Source organism: Ancalomicrobiaceae bacterium S20 (assembly GCA_040269895.1).
Lineage (GTDB): Bacteria > Pseudomonadota > Alphaproteobacteria > Rhizobiales > Ancalomicrobiaceae > Methyloraptor > Methyloraptor flagellatus.
Genome location: CP158568.1, coordinates 4,645,969 through 4,663,791, shown reverse-complemented (window position 1 = coordinate 4,663,791; position 17,823 = coordinate 4,645,969). Strand labels below are relative to the sequence as shown.

At 67.4% G+C, this 17,823-nt stretch carries 17 protein-coding genes; 7 read left to right on the top strand and 10 right to left on the bottom strand.

The genetic code is table 11. The features are described 5' to 3' along the window. Nucleotides 1-16: 16 nt before the first annotated feature. The 4 genes from ABS361_21120 to ABS361_21105 all read right to left on the bottom strand — a co-directional run bounded on the left by ABS361_21120 (nucleotide 17) and on the right by ABS361_21105 (nucleotide 3,056). Nucleotides 17-970, bottom strand: a complete 954-nt coding sequence (locus ABS361_21120; GenBank protein XBY44481.1) for an acetyl-CoA carboxylase carboxyltransferase subunit alpha — start codon at nucleotides 968-970, stop codon at nucleotides 17-19. 241 nt (nucleotides 971-1,211) lie between these two features. Beyond that, complete coding sequence (locus tag ABS361_21115) at nucleotides 1,212-1,940, bottom strand: DUF6602 domain-containing protein (GenBank protein XBY44480.1); 729 nt, start codon at nucleotides 1,938-1,940, stop codon at nucleotides 1,212-1,214. A gap of 17 nt (nucleotides 1,941-1,957) precedes the next feature. Continuing rightward, the gene (locus ABS361_21110) at nucleotides 1,958-2,887 is read right to left on the bottom strand and encodes a site-specific tyrosine recombinase XerD (GenBank protein ID XBY44479.1); all 930 of its coding nucleotides are present in this window, start codon (nucleotides 2,885-2,887) and stop codon (nucleotides 1,958-1,960) included. A 25-nt stretch (nucleotides 2,888-2,912) separates the two neighbouring features. After that, the gene (locus ABS361_21105; GenBank protein XBY44478.1) at nucleotides 2,913-3,056 is read right to left on the bottom strand and encodes a histidine kinase; all 144 of its coding nucleotides are present in this window, start codon (nucleotides 3,054-3,056) and stop codon (nucleotides 2,913-2,915) included. 259 nt (nucleotides 3,057-3,315) lie between these two features. On the opposite strand from ABS361_21105, the gene ABS361_21100 reads away from it, so the two are divergent. Both ABS361_21100 and aroB read left to right on the top strand, forming a co-directional pair. Further along, on the top strand, nucleotides 3,316-3,966 hold the full coding sequence (locus tag ABS361_21100) for a shikimate kinase (GenBank protein ID XBY44477.1): 651 nt from the start codon (nucleotides 3,316-3,318) through the stop codon (nucleotides 3,964-3,966). Beyond that, entirely contained in the window at nucleotides 3,963-5,114 is a 1,152-nt protein-coding gene (aroB, locus tag ABS361_21095; GenBank protein XBY44476.1) for a 3-dehydroquinate synthase, read from the top strand. The genes ABS361_21100 and aroB overlap by 4 nt, the downstream gene beginning before the upstream one ends. Before the next feature lie 22 nt (nucleotides 5,115-5,136). On the opposite strand, the gene ABS361_21090 is transcribed toward aroB, so the two are convergent. The 6 genes from ABS361_21090 to ABS361_21065 form a co-directional block, all read right to left on the bottom strand. Further along, a complete protein-coding gene (locus ABS361_21090) occupies nucleotides 5,137-6,276 on the bottom strand; it encodes a hypothetical protein (GenBank protein ID XBY44475.1) in 1,140 nt (379 codons plus the stop codon). 148 nt (nucleotides 6,277-6,424) lie between these two features. After that, nucleotides 6,425-6,970 carry a DNA-deoxyinosine glycosylase gene (locus ABS361_21085; GenBank protein ID XBY44474.1) on the bottom strand — a complete coding sequence of 182 codons (546 nt, stop codon included), beginning with the start codon at nucleotides 6,968-6,970 and terminating at the stop codon, nucleotides 6,425-6,427. 27 nt (nucleotides 6,971-6,997) lie between these two features. Next, nucleotides 6,998-8,947 (bottom strand): sulfate adenylyltransferase subunit CysN, encoded by a 1,950-nt coding sequence (gene cysN / locus ABS361_21080; protein ID XBY44473.1) that lies wholly within the window; start codon nucleotides 8,945-8,947, stop codon nucleotides 6,998-7,000. Continuing rightward, a complete protein-coding gene (gene cysD, locus ABS361_21075) occupies nucleotides 8,947-9,855 on the bottom strand; it encodes a sulfate adenylyltransferase subunit CysD (GenBank protein ID XBY44472.1) in 909 nt (302 codons plus the stop codon). Before cysD ends, cysN begins: the two co-directional genes overlap by 1 nt. A gap of 257 nt (nucleotides 9,856-10,112) precedes the next feature. After that, nucleotides 10,113-10,964 carry a 3'(2'),5'-bisphosphate nucleotidase CysQ gene (gene cysQ, locus ABS361_21070; GenBank protein XBY44471.1) on the bottom strand — a complete coding sequence of 284 codons (852 nt, stop codon included), beginning with the start codon at nucleotides 10,962-10,964 and terminating at the stop codon, nucleotides 10,113-10,115. 102 nt (nucleotides 10,965-11,066) lie between these two features. Further along, entirely contained in the window at nucleotides 11,067-11,327 is a 261-nt protein-coding gene (locus tag ABS361_21065) for a BolA family protein (GenBank protein ID XBY44470.1), read from the bottom strand. A 384-nt stretch (nucleotides 11,328-11,711) separates the two neighbouring features. On the opposite strand from ABS361_21065, the gene ABS361_21060 reads away from it, so the two are divergent. The 5 genes from ABS361_21060 (at nucleotide 11,712) to ABS361_21040 (ending at nucleotide 17,776) form a co-directional block, all read left to right on the top strand. Next, the gene (locus ABS361_21060) at nucleotides 11,712-12,170 is read left to right on the top strand and encodes a DnaJ domain-containing protein (GenBank protein XBY44469.1); all 459 of its coding nucleotides are present in this window, start codon (nucleotides 11,712-11,714) and stop codon (nucleotides 12,168-12,170) included. 350 nt (nucleotides 12,171-12,520) lie between these two features. Continuing rightward, the gene (gene cobS, locus ABS361_21055; protein XBY44468.1) at nucleotides 12,521-13,507 is read left to right on the top strand and encodes a cobaltochelatase subunit CobS; all 987 of its coding nucleotides are present in this window, start codon (nucleotides 12,521-12,523) and stop codon (nucleotides 13,505-13,507) included. Between the two features lie 155 nt (nucleotides 13,508-13,662). Next, nucleotides 13,663-15,579, top strand: coding sequence for a cobaltochelatase subunit CobT (gene cobT / locus ABS361_21050; protein ID XBY44467.1), 1,917 nt, complete (start codon nucleotides 13,663-13,665; stop codon nucleotides 15,577-15,579). Further along, a complete protein-coding gene (locus tag ABS361_21045; GenBank protein XBY44466.1) occupies nucleotides 15,576-16,664 on the top strand; it encodes an esterase-like activity of phytase family protein in 1,089 nt (362 codons plus the stop codon). The genes cobT and ABS361_21045 overlap by 4 nt, the downstream gene beginning before the upstream one ends. 227 nt (nucleotides 16,665-16,891) lie before the next feature. Then, a complete protein-coding gene (locus ABS361_21040; GenBank protein XBY44465.1) occupies nucleotides 16,892-17,776 on the top strand; it encodes a DUF3108 domain-containing protein in 885 nt (294 codons plus the stop codon). Nucleotides 17,777-17,823: the final 47 nt, after the last annotated feature.

The window sequence follows — 17,823 nt, the reverse complement described above, 5'->3', positions numbered from 1 at the left end:
CTGGACCGAGACGTGATCAGAGCGTGCGGCCGATCGCGAGGAACTTGTCGTGCCGGGCGCGGCGCACCTCGTCCGAGCCCATCTGGCCGAGTTCGGCGAGCGCGGCGGCGATCGTGTCGCCGGCCGCCTGGAACACCGCCTCGGCGTTGCGGTGGGCGCCTCCGACCGGCTCCGGGATGATGCCGTCGATCACCTTGAGCCGGAGCAGATCCTGCGCGGTGATCTTCATGCCGGTCGCGGCGTCCTGCGCCTTGGTCGAGTCGCGCCACAGGATCGAGGCGGCGCCCTCCGGCGAGATGACGCTATAGATCGCATGTTCGAGCATGTAGACGCGATTGGCCGTGGCGATCGCGATCGCGCCGCCCGAACCGCCCTCGCCGATCACCACCGCGACATTCGGCACGCCGAGCGCGAGGCAGGCGTTGGTCGAGCTGGCGATCGCCTCTGCCTGGCCGCGTTCCTCCGCGCCGATGCCCGGATAGGCCCCGGCGGTGTCGACGAGGCTCAGGACCGGCAGGCCGAAACGGTCGGCCATTTCCATGATGCGCACGGCCTTGCGATAGCCCTCGGGCTTGGCCATGCCGAAATTGTGCTTGAGCCGGGTCGCCGTGTCCGAGCCCTTCTCGTTGCCGAGCACCGCGACCGACTGGCCGCGGAAGCGGCCGAAGCCGGCGACGATCGCCGCGTCCTCGCCGAACACGCGGTCGCCGGCGAGCGGGGTGAAGTCCTCGATCAGCGCCTTGACGTAGTCGACGCAGTGCGGCCGGTCGACGTGGCGGGCCACCTGTGTCTTCTGCCAGGGCGTCAGCTTCTGGTAGAGATCGATCAGCGCCTGAGCGGCCTTGGCCTCGAGCTTGCCGATCTCCTCATGAACGTCGACGGCTTCGCCCTTGTCGGAAAGCGCCCGCAGTTCCTGGATCTGGCCTTCGAGGTCGGCAACGGGCTTTTCGAATTCGAGGTAGCTGCGCATTCGTCTCTCGGGATCTCGCGACCGCGGGCACGCGGTCGACGGCGGCGTCTCGGGATCTCGCGACCGCGACGGGCGGTCGGCGGCGGCGCGCCGGGCTTGACAGGGATCGCGCCCGAAAGAGGGCGGCCTCGGCGCCGCGGGGACGGCGGGCGGCAAATCGACACGGAGCGCGACGAAAGTCAAGGCGGGATGATGACCGCGCTGCAGCTTGATGGAGGAATGCGCCCGGTCGATATGAGAGCTAATCTACAGTCCCATCAGCGTTTACGTATCGCCCGGGTTTAAATGGGCGGAACTCGAACTCCTTGGAGGCAAGAGTATTCATCAATCCCGTTACAAACTGGCAGAACTCCAAAAATTCCGGCGTACCGCTTCTTGTTGCACGCCCGACCCATCGCCCATCAGGCGACTGCACCCAATAGCCCTTTCCCAAAACGCAGACCGCGCTGCACGGCACGTTCTCTTCCGGATTGTAATGTAAAAATCTCTCGATTTCGGAGCCCTTTATATCCGACCCGAATGCAAACAGTACCGCCGCCGGCAGCACTGAGGACTCAATTCGGCCATCAGACGTTTCCCGAGGAAATGATGCAAGACGCCGCATGCTGTGGAATTTTTTCTTTGCATCTTTGACGCCAGCAGCTGTTAAACGTGTCTTTATCTCAAATATATACCGGACTGACTCAACAGGATGAAAGCCAACTCCATCGCCGATTAAAATTTCAGGAACCTGCCTGCGATCATAGACTATCGCATCAATTTGATCCGATCTGTTCCCGAGAGAGTCGATGACGATCCCGCTACTGCATAGATAGCTTTGAGTTAAGAACGGTCTTATGCAGTCCTTTATAGCGATTTCTCTAATTAGCCCTGCTATTCCTCGATGAGGTGTCCCGGAGCTCAACGTATCAGCTGCCGCTTTGGCACCTCTTATTTTTTGAGTAATATGATTGAAAAACAACGATGTCATGGTCGTTCTCTTGCAGGTCAATCCTCGGCCAGCGGATGATGCTGCTCGACCAGCGCTTTCAGACGCTCATCGAGCACATGCGTATAGATCTGCGTCGTCGCGATGTCGGCGTGTCCGAGCAGTTGCTGGACGATGCGCAGATCCGCGCCATTGGCCATGATGTGGCTGGCGAAGGCATGACGCAGCACATGCGGCGAGATCTTCGCCGCCGGGATGCCGACCGTCGCGGCGACCGCCTTGAGGTCGCGGCCGAAAGCCTGCCGGGTGAAATGGCCGCTGTCGCCCCAGGATGGAAACAGCCACTTCTCCGCGCCCGCCCGTCCCGAGGCCCGCGCGAGCGCCAGATGCTCGCCCATCGCGGCCCGCGCGCGGTCGGAGAGCGGCACCAGGCGCTCCTTGCCGCCCTTGCCCTTGACGGTCAGGAACGGCGTCCGCGCCTTGACCGCCGAGGCCGGCAGGCCGACCAGTTCGGAGACGCGCAGGCCCGTCGCATAGGCGATCTCGAGCAGCGCGTAGAGCCGCTGCGCCCGAAAGCGCTGCGCCTCGGTCAGATCGTTGGCGAGCGCGGCGGCGCGCGCCGCCTCGATCAGCCGGTCGACCTCCGCGACCGACAGGATCTTCGGCAAGGGCCGCGTCTTCTTCGGGCTGTCGATCGGCCCGGTCGGATCGTCGGGTCGCACGCCTTCGGCATAGAGAAACTTGTGGAATTGCCGCAGCGCCGAAAGCCGCCGCGCCTGGCTCGACGCCTTGAAGCCGCGCGCGGTCAGATCGGCCAGATAGCTGCCGATATCCGCCGTCGTCGCTTCGTGCATCGCCCGGCCCGCGCCGGCGAGATGCAGCGCGAAGTCGTCGAGATCGCGCCGATAGGCCTCCAGCGTGTTGAGCGCGGTGCCGCGTTCGGCCGCGAGCATTTCGAGAAAGGCTTCGAGATGGTGTCGGCCGCGCATGGGGCCATCCTCGCCCGACGGGATCTCAGCGCTCGAACTTTTCCGGCGGCACGCGGATGGTCATCTCGCGCGGCTTCGGCTCGACGAAGGTGGCCAAGGCATAGAGGCCGCCGTAGACGAGCCCCGCGAGGACGCCGACCACGACGAGAAACCGGATCAAGCTCGGCATGTAACGAGGGGGCCGCGACCAGAGGGGCGAGCGCCGGACGCCCGTGGCCTCGGGCGGCGGCGCCGGATCGCCCATCCGGTATCAGATGCCGCGGGCGACCGTCTCCTTTTCACCGATGCCGCGCTGCGATGCAAGAAGAAGCGGGAGGGGCCGCGGTCGTGACCCCGGCGCCCGCGAGCATGCGTCGACGTCTTGTGTGACGCCCCTTGACGCGGCCCGGCCGATGCGATGAAACCCGCCGGAACGGGATGCCGGCAAAATGCACGAGACAGAGCGCGGAGAGGAAACCATAGGGCGTCTGAAGCAGGCGCTCGGCCATCGCTCGATCGTGCTCGTCGGCATGATGGGCGCCGGCAAGACCACCGTCGGCCGCCGCCTCGCCCACCGCTTCGACCTGCCCTTCGTCGACGCCGATGTCGAGATCGAGCGCGCGGCAGCCAAGACCATTCCCGAGATCTTCGCCGAGCACGGCGAGGCCTATTTCCGTGACGGCGAGCGCCGGGTGATCGCGCGCCTGCTCGGCGACGGCCCGCAGGTGCTGGCGACCGGCGGCGGCGCCTACATGAACCCCGAGACGCGCGCGGCGATCCATGACAAGGGCGTCTCGATCTGGCTCGAAGCCCAGCCCGAGGTGCTGATCACCCGGCTCAGGCGCAAGACCAACCGGCCGCTGCTCGCGACCCCCGATCCGGAAGGCACCATCCGCCGCCTGGTCGCGGAGCGCTATCCGGTCTACGCCCAGTCCGACATCACCGTGCGCTCGCGCGAGGTCCATCACGACGTGATGGTCGCCGAAATCATCGACGCGCTCGTCGCGCATCTGAAGCCGGCGCCCGCGGGCAGCCGCCCGAATGCCGAGCCGACGGCGGCCGAGCCCTCCCATTCCTGCCCTTCCGGAGACATCGCATGAGTTCGACCGAGGCCACCACCGCGACCACCACCGTCGCGGCTCCGACCGTGGTGCCGGTCGCCCTCGGCAAGCGCGGCTACGACATCCTGATCGGCCCCGGCCTGATCGACGGCGCCGGCGAGGAGCTCGCCCGGCGCTTTCCCGGCAGCCGCTACGCGATCATCACCGACGAGACGGTCGCCGAGCACCACCTCGACCGGCTGACCGGCAGCATGACCGACGCCGGGCTCGACTTCACCACCGTCGAACTGACCGCCGGCGAGGGCTCGAAGAGCTTCCCGGTGTTCGAGAGCGCGATCGACTGCGTGCTGTCGGCACGGCTCGAGCGCGGCGATCTCCTGATCGCGCTCGGCGGCGGCGTCATCGGCGACCTCGTCGGCTTCGTCGCCGGCGTCGTCCGCCGCGGCATGCGCTTCGTGCAGATGCCGACCACCCTGCTCGCCCAGGTCGACAGTTCGGTCGGCGGCAAGACCGGCATCAACACCCGCCACGGCAAGAACCTGGTCGGCGTGTTCCATCAGCCGAGCCTGGTGCTGGCCGATACCAGCGCGCTCGACACGCTCGCCCCCCGCGATTTCCGCGCCGGCTACGCCGAGGTGGCGAAATATGGCCTGATCGACGATCCGGCCTTCTTCGCCTGGCTGGAGGCGAACTGGCGCGACGTGTTCTCGGGTGGCCCCGGCCGTATCGAGGCGATCGCGACCGCCTGCCGGGCCAAGGCGCATGTGGTCAAAATCGACGAGAAGGAGACCGGCCCGCGCGCACTCCTGAACCTCGGCCACACCTTCGGCCACGCGCTCGAAGCCGTGACACACTACGACGGCACCCGCCTCGTCCACGGCGAGGGCGTCGCCATCGGCATGGCGCTCGCCCACGAGTTCTCGGTGCACATGAACCTGTGCTCGCCCGACGACGCGGCGCGCGTGAAAGCCCATCTCGAAGCGGTCGGTCTGCCGACCCGCCTGCAGGACGTGCCCGGCGGCGTCGGCACGGCCGAGGAGCTGATGCAGGCCATCTATCAGGACAAGAAGGTCAAGCGCGGCAGGCTCACCTTCATCCTCACCCGCGGTGTCGGAAAGAGCTTCATCGCCGACGACGTCGCCCCGGATGTGGTCAAGGCGTTCTTGGGCGAGAAGCTTCGCGGCTGAGGCTCCCCGGCCTGCGGCGAGGTCAGAAGCGGTAGCCCAGACCCACATGAGCCGAGTACGTCGCGAACGTCGCCGTGATGGACAGGCTGTTGTCCATCGGCAGGTAGGTGTTGACGGAAAAGTCGCCTCTGAAGAACCAATCGCCGATGTTGCGTTCGAAGCCGCCACCGAAGGTGAGATACGGCAGAAGTGCCGTTCTCTTGACAGAGTTGACCAGCGTCGCCGAGTCGGAAGAGGATTCACAACCCAAGATCGGGGTGGACACGAAGGCCGAACCCCGGATGGACCCCGAGCCGGGCACGAATGATCCAACGGCCGCAGGGGGCGGATTGATCGTGGGATTGACGCAGGTGCGGTCTGTCCTGGTGGTCGTCTGGCGCGCCTGAAAAAGCGACGCACCAGCACCGAATTTCCCGAAAAGAAGCCAATCCTCGATAATCGTGCCGAGGCGTCCGGCCACATCCACGCTCGCGGTCCGCTCGATCTCGCCCGATGACGAGTAACCCGTCAGATAGCTATAGGTTCCGGCAACAACGCCCGCAGGGTAAGAAGCAGGGAGCGTACCGGCGTACGACACGCTGCCGGATTTTTTCTGATTGCTCGACGGCTCATAACGGCCCGACACTTCGATGCCGACGAGCGTGTTCCCGACGGTCTTGTTGAAACCGGCCGACAGGCCGAGTTCATATCCCGACAGACGGGTGTAGCTGAACGTCGACGGATCATAATCGGGCGCGCCGACATAGCCCGACGCCAGATAGCCGTAGCCGGCACTGCTCTCGCTCGGGCCGAACCCGTTCTGAAAGCCGACCGAAGCCAGCACATAGAAGCCGTCGAAGGCATTCGTCGCGCGTGGCTCGGCGAGCGCCGGATTTGATCCGGTCGTGCCGACGGCCGACGCCGGCGGCACAGATGTGCCCGGGCCAAGCACGCCCGGCGCGGCGTTTCCCAATGCTGCTTGTGCGGGCAGACGGAAGGGGGGCTTCGCCGAGCGGATCTTCTTCGGTGCCGGTTTTACCCTGAGCGCATCCGCATCACGCGAATCCGGCCGCGTCGCGGATGCATCCTGCTGGCCGCCGGCCGAAGCGCAACTGGGCAGAGCCGCGACCGCGGCACTGCTCAAAGCAAAGCAGACAATGAGCTTTTTCAGATAACGCGGCATTTTAAATGAACCGGCAGGATAACGAGCGCATTCGCGTGAAATCTGACAAAAATGTGCCCGGGCTTCAACCCTCACACGAAGAGATCTCGCGATAATTCCACGCTAGCCGCCGGTAAAACCGGTCATAGGACGCGGGCGCGCTCAAGGGTCAACCAGCGCCCAACCCCTCGCGCCAACGGTCGACCTTTTCCTCGAGCCGCATCCGCGCATGCGCCGGGCTGGTCGAGGGCAGGCGGGCGATCCGTATCGCCCGGCTCGCGGGCAGCGTATCCCCGAGTGTCGGCGCGACCAGCCGATCGAACAGTTTCGCTGCCGTGCCACCATTGAGGCCCACGACTTCGACCCCGCCATGAAGAGAAAGAAAGCCGGCTAAGTCATTGGCACGCGGCGCCCGGATCGCCGCATCGAGGCTGCCTTCGCGCTCGGCCTCCGCACAGACGTCCCACAGCGCGACGCCCGCCGCCATCAGCCGATCGAGCCGCGCCGGATAGCCGAGAACCGGCCCGGCGCCGAACAGCGCGCCCATGATGCGCCAGAAGCCGTTCTGCGGATGGGCGTAATACTGCTGGCGGCGGAGCGACTCCGCGCCCGGCAGCGAGCCGAGGATCAGGATCCGCGGCTCGCCCCCACGACCGGCGGCAGGCCGATATGCGGCGGGCCGACGCGAGCCGGCGAAGCCTCTTCGCCGCCACAACCGGCCGTCCGCGCCATGCCGCTCCCCTCAGATCTGCCAATCCGGCGTGTCGCCGACCAGCCGGCGCACGACGCGGTCGGCGGCCGCCTCGAGATCGACGTCCAGCGTCCGGATATGGATCTCCGGGTTCTCCGGCGCCTCATAGGGGCTGTCGATACCGGTGAAGTTCTTCAAAGCGCCGGACCGCGCCTTGGCATAGAGCCCCTTCACGTCGCGCCGCTCGCATTCCTCGAGCGGCGTATCGACGAACACCTCGACGAACTCGCCCTCGCCGACCAGATCGCGCGCCATCTGCCGTTCGGCGCGGAACGGCGAGATGAACGACACGAGCACGATCAGGCCGGCATCGACGAACAGCTTCGCGACTTCGCCGACGCGGCGGATATTCTCGACCCTGTCGGCCTCGGTGAAGCCGAGATCGCGGTTGAGGCCATGGCGGACGTTGTCGCCGTCGAGCAGATAGGTGTGCATGCCGAGCGCATGCAGCTTCTTCTCGACCACATTGGCGATCGTCGACTTGCCCGAGCCGGACAGGCCGGTGAACCAGACCACCGCGGGCTGCTGGTTCTTCAGATTGGCGCGGCTCTGCTTGTCGACATCGATCGACTGCCAATGCACGTTGGTTGCGCGCCGGAGCGCGAAGTCGATCATGCCGGCGCCGACGGTCGCGTTCGACAGCCGGTCGATCAGGATGAAGGCGCCGGTCTCGCGGTTCTCCGCATAGGGATCGAAGGCGATCGGCTCGGACAGCGCGACGTTGACGACCGCGACTTCGTTGAGCTGCAGATCCTTCGCCGGCTGGTGGGCGAGCGTGTTGACGTCGATCTTGTGCTTGAGCTCGGTCACGTTGGCGGTGACCGTCTTCGAGCCGCACTTCAACAGGTAGGAGCGGCCCGGATAGAGCGGCTCTTCGCTCATCCAGACGAGTCGCGCCGCGAACTGGTCGGCGACCTCCGGCCGCGCATCGACGGCAGCGAGCACGTCGCCGCGGCTGATGTCGATCTCGTCGGCGAGCGTCAGGGTCACGGCCTCGCCGGTGCCCGCCTCCGGGAGATCGCCGTCATAAGTGACGATTCGCGCCACGGTCGAGACCTTGCCTGACTTCGCCACCACGACCCGATCGCCGGGCGCGACACGGCCGGAGGCGATCGTGCCCGAGAAGCCGCGGAAATCGAGGTTCGGCCGGTTGACCCACTGCACCGCCATGCGGAACGGCTTGTCGCCGAGCCGCTCGGCGACCTCGACCGTCTCCAGATGCTCGATCAGCGTCGGACCCTGATACCAGGGCATGCGCTCGGACCGGCCGGTGACATTGTCGCCGTAGCGCGCCGAGAGCGGGATCGCCGCGCGCGTCTCGAAGCCGAAGCCGGCGGTCAGCGTCTCGAATTCGGCGCGGATCCGATCGTAGACCGCCGCATCGAAGCCGACGAGGTCGATCTTGTTGACCGCCAGCACGACGTGCCGGATGCCGAGCAGCGACACGATGAAGGCGTGGCGCCGCGTCTGGGTGACGATGCCATAGCGGGCGTCGACCAGGAGGACCGCGAGGTCCGAGGTCGAAGCGCCGGTCGCCATGTTGCGGGTGTACTGCTCGTGGCCGGGCGTATCGGCGACGATGAACTTGCGCTTCTCGGTGGTGAAGAACCGATAGGCGACATCGATGGTGATGCCCTGCTCGCGCTCGGCCTCGAGCCCGTCGAGCAGCAGCGCGAGATCGACCTCCTCGCCGGTCGTGCCGTGCCGGCGCGAGTCCTTGGCGAGCGTGAACAGGTGATCCTCGAACACCAGCTTGGAATCGTAGAGCAGCCGCCCGATCAGCGTCGACTTGCCGTCGTCGACCGAGCCGCAGGTCAGAAACCGGAGCAGGCTCTTCTTCTCCTGCGCGTCGAGATAGGCCGCGAAGGCGACCGGATCATGCGCGAGCGGCACGTCGGCGCGGATTTCCTGCGCGACGGCGACAGTGGCCTTCATGTTCATCAGAAATAGCCCTCGCGCTTCTTCTTCTCCATCGAGCCGGACTCGTCATGGTCGATGAGCCGGCCGCTGCGCTCGGAGGTTCGCGCGATCAGCATTTCGCGCACGATCTCGGGCAGGCTGGCGGCGTCGGACTCCACCGCCGCGGTCAGCGGGTAGCAGCCGAGCGTGCGGAAGCGCACGAGCTTGTCCTCGACCGTCTCGCCGGGCGCGATCGGCAGGCGCTCGTCGTCGACCATGATCAGGAGCCCGTCGCGGTTCACCACCGGCCGGTTCGCGGCGAAATAGAGCGGTACGATCGGGATGTTCTCGGCCATGATGTATTGCCAGATGTCGAGCTCGGTCCAGTTCGACAGAGGGAAGGCGCGGATGGACTCGCCCTTGGAAACGCGGGCGTTGTAGAGCTGCCAGAGCTCCGGCCGCTGGTTCTTCGGATCCCAGGCGTGGCTCGCGGTGCGGAACGAGAACACGCGCTCCTTGGCACGGCTCTTCTCCTCGTCGCGGCGCGCGCCGCCGAAAGCCGCGTCGAAGCCGTACTTGGTCAGCGCCGCCTTCAGCGCCTCGGTCTTCATCACATGCGTGTAGGTGTTGGAGCCGTGCGCGAAGGGCGTAATGCCGCGCGCGACGCCATCCTCGTTCGTGTGCACGATCAGGTCGAGCCCGAGCCGCTTCGCCGTCTCGTCCCGGAACGCGATCATCTCGCGGAACTTCCAGGTCGTGTCGATGTGCATCAGCGGGAACGGCGGCTTCGACGGATAAAAGGCTTTCATCGCCAGATGCAGCATCACCGAGGAGTCCTTGCCGATCGAATAGAGCATGACCGGATTGCGGAACTCGGCCGCGACTTCGCGAATGATGCGGATCGATTCCGCCTCGAGACGCTTCAGGTGGGATTGGCGATCGATCGACAAGGCACGGGCCCTCTTGCACCGGAGACACGGTGCGTGATGCGGGATTTCGGCCCGATCTATGCGGATCGACGGGACGGGGCAAGCAAGCGGGGCGTCTCGCGCCCCGCGCGGCGGCTGCCGCCATGCCAACGATGGCGCCGCACGCAAAATGCCGGCATCGAAGCGCCATCCCCGCGCGATGCGCCTATCGCGCGGATCGTCGATTTGGGGAAATCAGATGTTTTTTTGCGCGTTTCGCGCAAGAAATTGCTACTCGATTACTCGGATTTGACGTCTGTGGCGGCCCCGTCCCCCACCACGAGGGCACCGACATCGTAGCCCCCGGAGGCGAGAAACCACGGATTGGCGAAGTCGGCCGTGTCGGCCTGATCGCGCTTGCCGTAGACGAACGGCTTGCCGTCGGCGCGGACCACGGTGCCGCCCGCCGCGGTCAGCACCGCATCGCCGGCCGCGGTGTCCCATTCCATGGTGCGGCCGAGGCGCGGATAGAGATCGGCCTGGCCCTCGGCGAGACGGCAGAACTTCAGCGACGAGCCGGCGGCGACGCGGGTCGCGACCCGGCACTTGCCGAGCAGCGTCTCGGTATCCTCGCCGGCATGGCTGCGGCTCGCCAGCACGACGATCCCCGTCTCCGGTTCGGCGCGGACCGCGATCGGCCGCCAGTCGACCGCCTTGCCGTCGACAATACGCGCCGCCCGCGCGCCCTGCCCGACGACGCCCTCGAAGATCTCGCCGAGCGCCGGCGCGGCCACCACGCCCGCGACCGGGCGGCCATGCTGCACGACGCCGATGTTGACGGTGAACTCGCCGTTGCGGGAGACGAATTCCTTGGTGCCGTCGAGCGGATCGACCAGCACGAACAGCTCGCCGAGCGCCTCGGGCACCTGCCCCGCCGCGACCTGCTCCTCGGCGACCACCGGCACCCCGGGCATCAGGACCGCCAGCCGCTCGAGGATGATCGCCTCGGCGCGCTGATCGGCCTCGGTCACCGGGCTTGCGTCGCCCTTGCTCGCGACCGCGAACTCGGTCGCGTAGATCGCCATGATCTCGCGGCCCGCGGCGAGCGCCGCATCGATCAACCCCTGGCGAAGCGCCTCGTCGAACACCATCTCACACCGTCCGGGGCCGCCTTCGGATAACGGGACGGCCGCTCTTCGCTATATGGGGATGCTCGCCCCCGTCGTCAGGCGTTCCGCGCGTCGCCGAGGCGATCAGGCCGGGTCGGCCTCGATCGCCAACGCATGAACCCGCTCGGCGAGTTCCGCCTTCAAGGCCTCGTTGATCATCCGGTGCCGGGCGAGCCGCGTCGTGTCGCGGAACGCCTCCGCCGCGATCCGCACGGTGAAATGCGTCTCGCCCTCGGGATGATGGCCGCCGTGACCGGCATGCTTGCCGGAATCGTCGATCACCTCCAGCTCGGCCGGATGGAAGGCTTCGGTCAACTTGGCGATGATACGTTCGCGATAGACCATGGCGTGCCCCGTTCCTGGGTCGAGCCGGCCCGCCTCGAGCTGGCCCGCTCCAGGCAGGAGGGATAAGGCGCCGGGCGAAACGACACAAGCCCCGCTCCGGCGCACCGGAATAGGGCAGCAATGCAGATGGCAAGGGGCGATCGACCGCAGGCGGGGTGAAAGCCGACATGCCGGCCGGGCGCCTTGTCCCCCCTCCCCGAAGCACCCATACTCCGCGCGATGAAACTCGATTCAAAACTGTTCGACCGCATCCGCATCAAGCCCGACGTCGAGAAAATCCTGCGCGATCAGGAGCCTCCGTGCGAATGGGAAGGATGCGAGAACGCGGGCACTCACCCGGCGCCGAAGGGGCGGCACCGGGAGGGTGAGTATTACAAATTCTGCATGGACCACGTCCGGCTGTACAACAAGACCTACAACTACTTCTCCGGTCTCCCCGAGGATGCCGTCGCGGCCTACCAGAAGGACGCCGCGACCGGTCATCGGCCGACCTGGGCCATGGGCATGAACCCCGGCGCCGGCCCGCGCCGCGCCGAGGATGTAACCGAGGAGCGCGCCTCCTGGGCCCGACAGGCGGCTTCGGCGCGGCTCTACTTCCGCGCCCGGCGCTTCCGTGCCGAAGCCGTGCCCGAGCCGCGCCGCAAGCTGAAGCGGCTCGAAGCGCGCGCGCTGGAGACCATGGACCTGCCGGAAACCGCCACCGCGCAGGACATCAAGACCCGCTACAAGGAACTGGTGAAGCGCCACCACCCCGACGCCAACGGCGGCGACCGCTCGACCGAAGGCCGCCTCCAGCAGGTGATCGAGGCCTACAACCTGCTTCGGCAGGCGGGGCTGTGCTGAGGAACGCGCAGCAAGCATCGAGTCCCTGCACGTGACCGGCTGACGGCGAAACCTTCGACGGCAGCGCCCGACCATCGACACTGCTCCCCGCCGGAGATTGCGGGGCCCCCCTCCGCCGCCCCTGCGTCCCTGCGCCGCTCCTCGCATTCGCCCTGCCCGCCATGCAGCCGGCGCAGCATTTCCGTCGTGATCAGAACTGGTGCGGCCGGAAGGGGTTGGTTAGAGTGCAGCGCCGCGAAGCGAGGCCGGTGGTGCGACCGCGACGGACGCGCGTCGTAACAACACCGCGACGGACGTACGTCGCAGAACGAAGTGAGGCCCTGCCCGATCCGGGCCGGGACGGAGGCGAGATGGTAGCGACTGAGAAGGCCAACAACGGCCTGCCCGATCTGAAGATTTCCGTGCGGCAGGTGTTCGGGATCGACAGCGATCTCGAAGCGCCCGCTTATTCCGAGCGTAACGAGCACGTCCCCGATCTCGACCCGGACTATCTGTTCGACCGCGACACCACGCTCGCCATCCTCGCCGGCTTCGCCAAGAACCGCCGCGTGATGGTCACCGGCTACCACGGCACCGGCAAGTCGACCCATATCGAGCAGGTCGCGGCGCGTCTGAACTGGCCCTGCGTGCGCGTCAACCTCGACAGCCACATCAGCCGTATCGACCTGATCGGCAAGGACGCCATCGTCGTGCGCGAAGGCATGCAGGTCACGGAATTCCGCGACGGCATCCTGCCCTGGGCTTACCAGAACAACATCGCGCTCGTGTTCGACGAATACGACGCCGGCCGTCCGGACGTGATGTTCGTGATCCAGCGCGTGCTGGAGTCCTCCGGCCGCCTGACGCTGCTCGACCAGAGCCGCGTCATCAAGCCCCACCCGGCGTTCCGCCTGTTCGCCACCGCCAACACGATCGGTCTCGGCGACACCTCGGGCCTCTATCACGGCACGCAGCAGATCAACCAGGCGCAGATGGACCGCTGGTCGATCATTGTCTCGCTGAATTACCTGCCGCACGACCGCGAGGTCGACATCGTGCAGGCCAAGGCCAAGCACTACCAGAACCCGGAAGGCAAGGACGTCGTGTCGCGCATGGTCCGCCTCGCCGACATGACCCGTAACGCCTTCATCGGCGGCGAGCTGTCGACCGTGATGAGCCCGCGTACGGTGATCACCTGGGCCGAGAACGCCGAGATCTTCGGCGACGTCGGCTTCGCCTTCCGCGTGACCTTCCTGAACAAGTGCGACGAGACCGAGCGGCCGAAGGTCGCCGAGTTCTACCAGCGCTGCTTCGGCAAGGACCTGCCGGAGAGCGCGGTCAACGTCGTGCTGAGCTGAGCCGCTTGCGGGTCTGACGGGTCGCCCGGCCGATACGGCCGGGCCATGCGAGCAAGGCCCGACCGGCGCGAACAGCGCCGATCGGGAAAGGTCTGCGTCATCAGGAACAAGAGAGCGGGATCCGATCGGATGCCGCTCGAATTGGACGGACGGTCTTGTCGAACCAGAAGCCGAAGGCCGGAGCCAAGGATGCTCCGAACGAACCGTTCAAGCAGGCGATCGCCGCCTGCATGCGCGCGATCGCCAAGCGGCCGAACCTTGAGGTCGCCTACGCCGCCGATCGCCCGTCGCTGACCGGCGACACCGCGCGCCTGCCCGAGCCGCCGCGCAAGCTCTCGGCGCGCGAGGCTGCGATCATCCGCGGCCTCGGCGACAGTATGGCGCTGAAGCTCGCCGCCCATGATGCCCGTGTCCACCGCACGCTGCTGCCCGAGGGCCGCAATGCCCGCGCGGTGTTCGAGGCGGTCGAACAGGCGCGCTGCGAGAGCATCGGCGCCCGCCGCATGGACGGCGTCGCCAAGAACATCGCCGCCATGCTCGACGACCGCTACCACCGCGGCCAGTACGAAGAGATCACCGACCGCGCCGACGCGCCGCTCGAGGACGCCGTCGCACTGATGGTGCGCGAGCGCCTGACCGGCGAGGCGCCGCCGAAGAGCGCCGAGAAGCTCGTCTCGCTCTGGCGCGACTGGATCGAGGAGAAGGCCGGCGGCGAGCTCGACAAGCTGGAGAGCTCGATCGAGAACCAGCGCGATTTCGCCAACGCCGTTCGCGACCTGCTCGGCGCCCTCGACATGGCCGACGAACTCGGCGGCGAGCCCGAGGACGACGACCAGGAAGAAGATCAGGGCGACCAGGGCGAGCAGAGCGAGGACCAGAACCCCGGCGACGCCGAGGAGCAGGAAGGCGACCAGGAGACCGAGACCGAGGCCTCGGAGGGCGAAGGCGAGGAGCAGGAAGCGAGCGAGACCGATACGTCCGAGGCCTTCGCCGAAGAGGCAATGGAAGAAGACGCCGCCGACAGCGACGAGTCCGGCGAGGCCCGCCGTCCCGACCAGCCGTTCCCGAACCGCGCGCCCGAGAGCGACTACCGCGTCTTCTCGACCAAGTTCGACGAGGTCGTCACGGCCGAGGAACTCTGCGACCAGCAGGAGCTCGACCGGCTGCGCGGCTTCCTCGACAAGCAGCTCGCCCACCTGCAGGGCGCCGTGTCGCGGCTCGCCAATCGCCTGCAGCGCCGGCTGATGGCGCAGCAGAACCGCTCCTGGCAGTTCGACTTGGAAGAAGGCGTGCTCGACACCGCGCGGTTGACCCGCGTGGTGATCGACCCGATGCATCCGCTGTCGTTCAAGCGTGAGAAGGACACCGACTTCCGCGACACGGTCGTGACGCTCCTGATCGACAATTCCGGCTCGATGCGCGGCCGCCCGATCACGGTCGCCGCGACCTGCGCCGATATCCTAGCCCGCACGCTGGAGCGCTGCGGCGTGAAGGTCGAAATCCTCGGCTTCACGACGCGCGCCTGGAAGGGCGGCCAGTCGCGCGAGGCGTGGCTGACCGCCGGCAAGCCGGTCGCGCCGGGCCGCCTCAACGATCTGCGCCACATCGTCTACAAGGCCGCCGACGCGCCCTGGCGCCGGTCCCGGCGCAACCTCGGCCTGATGATGCGCGAGGGGCTGCTCAAGGAGAACATCGACGGCGAGGCGCTCGACTGGGCGCATCGCCGGCTGCTCGCCCGGCCCGAGAGCCGGCGCATCCTGATGATGATCTCCGACGGCGCGCCGGTCGACGATTCCACCCTGTCGGTGAACCCGGGCAACTATCTCGAGAAGCACCTGCGCTGGGTGATCGAGGAGATCGAGACCCGCTCGCCGGTCGAGCTGATCGCGATCGGCATCGGCCACGACGTGACGCGCTACTACCGGCGCGCCGTCACCATCGTCGATGCCGAGGAACTGGCCGGCGCCATGACCGAGCAGCTCGCCTCCCTGTTCGACGAGCAGGAACGCGCCGCCGCACCCTCCGCCGGCCGCGCGCGCGGCGGTCTTTCGGTCCGCAAGGTCATCGCATGAGCGAACGGCGCGACGCGCCGAGGCCATCCCGGCGCCGCCGTCTGATCGCGGCGGTCCGGCTCCTCGTCATCGCGCTCGTGCCGCTGTCGCTGGCGAAAGACGCCATCGCCGAGCCGCGGCAGCCGGGTCTCGCCCCGATCGCGGTCCAGGCCCGCGCGCTCGACCGCTTTTCCGCTGGCGATCCGACCCGCCGGATCTTCGGCAGGCTCGAGTGGCTCGGCGGTCTCGTGCTGTGGAGCCGCGATTCCCGCTTCGGCGGCTATTCGTCGCTCGCGAGCCGCGACGCCGGCCGCGCGCTGGTGACGCTCTCCGACGAGGCCGACTGGCTGCGCTTTACGATCGAGACCGACGCCAAGGGCCGGCCGACCGGCACGATCGGCTCGCCCGAGACCGCGCCGCTGCTGGACGAGCACGGCAAGCCCTTCGAGGGCAAGCGCCTCTCCGACAGCGAGAGCTTCGCGCTGTGCCGGATCGGCGGCCGCACGGCGGTGTTCGTCGGCTTCGAGCAGGTCCACCGCGTGCTCGCCTATCCGGCGCCAGGCGGCCTCGACGACGTCTATCTGGCTAAGCCGCAACCGGCGCCGGGCATACCGGCCGAGATCACGCGCCTCAAGCTCAATTCCGGCCTCGAGGCGATCGCCTGCGCACCCGCGGGCCACCCGCTCGGCCCGGCGCTCGTCCTGATCGGCGAGGAGCCGATCGGCACCGAACCCGATCATCCGGTCTGGATCGTCGGCGGACCCCACGCCGGCCGGCTGTCGCTCCGCCGCATCGACGGCTTTTCGATCACCGACGCCGCCTTTCTGCCCTCCGGCGATCTCCTCGTGCTCGAACGCCGCTTCCGCTGGACGGACGGCGTCCGCATGCGCATGCGGCGCATCCCCGCCGCGTCTCTGCTTCCCGGCCGGATCGTCGACGGCGAGGTGCTGATCGAGGCCGACATGGGCAGCGAGATCGACAACATGGAAGGTCTCGCGGTCGATCGCGCGCCCGACGGCGGCACGATCCTGACGCTGATCTCCGACGACAACAAGTCCTCGCTCCAGCGCACCGTGCTGTTGCGGTTCCGGTTGCAGGGCGAATGAACCCGCGCCATGCTGCATCGCACTTGACGAAGTCCCGGAAATCCGTACCGGATTAAGGGATCGCTAAGGTTAATCCTGTTCAAAGGATCGGGGACCGCCCGCCGGGCGGCCGTCCATTCATTCGGTGCCGGAGCGTCGTCGGGTTTTCGCCCGGCTCCATCCCCCGCTCGGCCCAGGAGGTCTCGACAGCCATGGTCCCGACAACCATGTCGACCGCTCGTTCGCCCATGTCCCGGACCGCTGCCCGCGGCCTTGCCGCGCTCGGCCTCGCCGCCACGCTGATGGCCGGCGCTGCACCCGCCCGCGCAGCCGAGGTGACTGTCGACGCCGCCTATGGCGCGACGATCGGCGGCTTCCCGATCGGCGCCGGCACGCTCTCCTTCAGCGTCGCGCGCAACGGCGAATATGCCGCCTCGATCGGCGCGCAGGTGACCGGCCTCGCAGCCCTGATCGCCAACCGGCAGGCGACCGCGACTACCGCCGGTCGCGCCCTCTACGGCGGCCAGATCTCGCCAAAGGCCTATATGCTCGACATCGCGGGCGGCCCGGTGCCGAACCATGTCGAGATGGCACTCGCCAACAATGCGGTGACCAACGTCTCCGCCTCCGAGATCCGCATCCCCGGCTGGGAACGGCGCACGCCCGTCACGCCCGCGCACAAGCGCGGCATCGTCGATCCGCTCGGCGCCTTCGTGATCTCGGCCGGCAAGGCGCGCGACCCGCTGAGCGCCGAGGTCTGCAATCGCACGGTCAAGGTGTTCGACGGCCGGGCGCGCTACGACCTGCACATGATCTATGGCGCCAAGACCGAGGTGAAGGGCGAACCGGGCTCCTACTCGGGCCCGGCGCTGATCTGCGCCGTCGCCTATCGCCCGATCGCCGGCTTCCGGCCGTTGTCGCAGGCCGAGCTCGAGTATGAGCGCAACATCGAGTTCTCGATCGTGTTCGTGCCGGTCGCCTCGACCAACATCCTGATCCCGCACAAGGTCGTCATCGGCACGCCGTCGGGCAAGCTGGTCGTGACCGCGAGCCGCTTCAAGGTCTCCGGCGCAACGCGCACGGCCGAGGCCCGCGGCGAGGCCGCCCGCAGCGACGACGGCGCCGAGCGCTGAGCCTCGGATCGACCTCGGATCGAAAGAGAAAAGCCCGGTGCGGATGA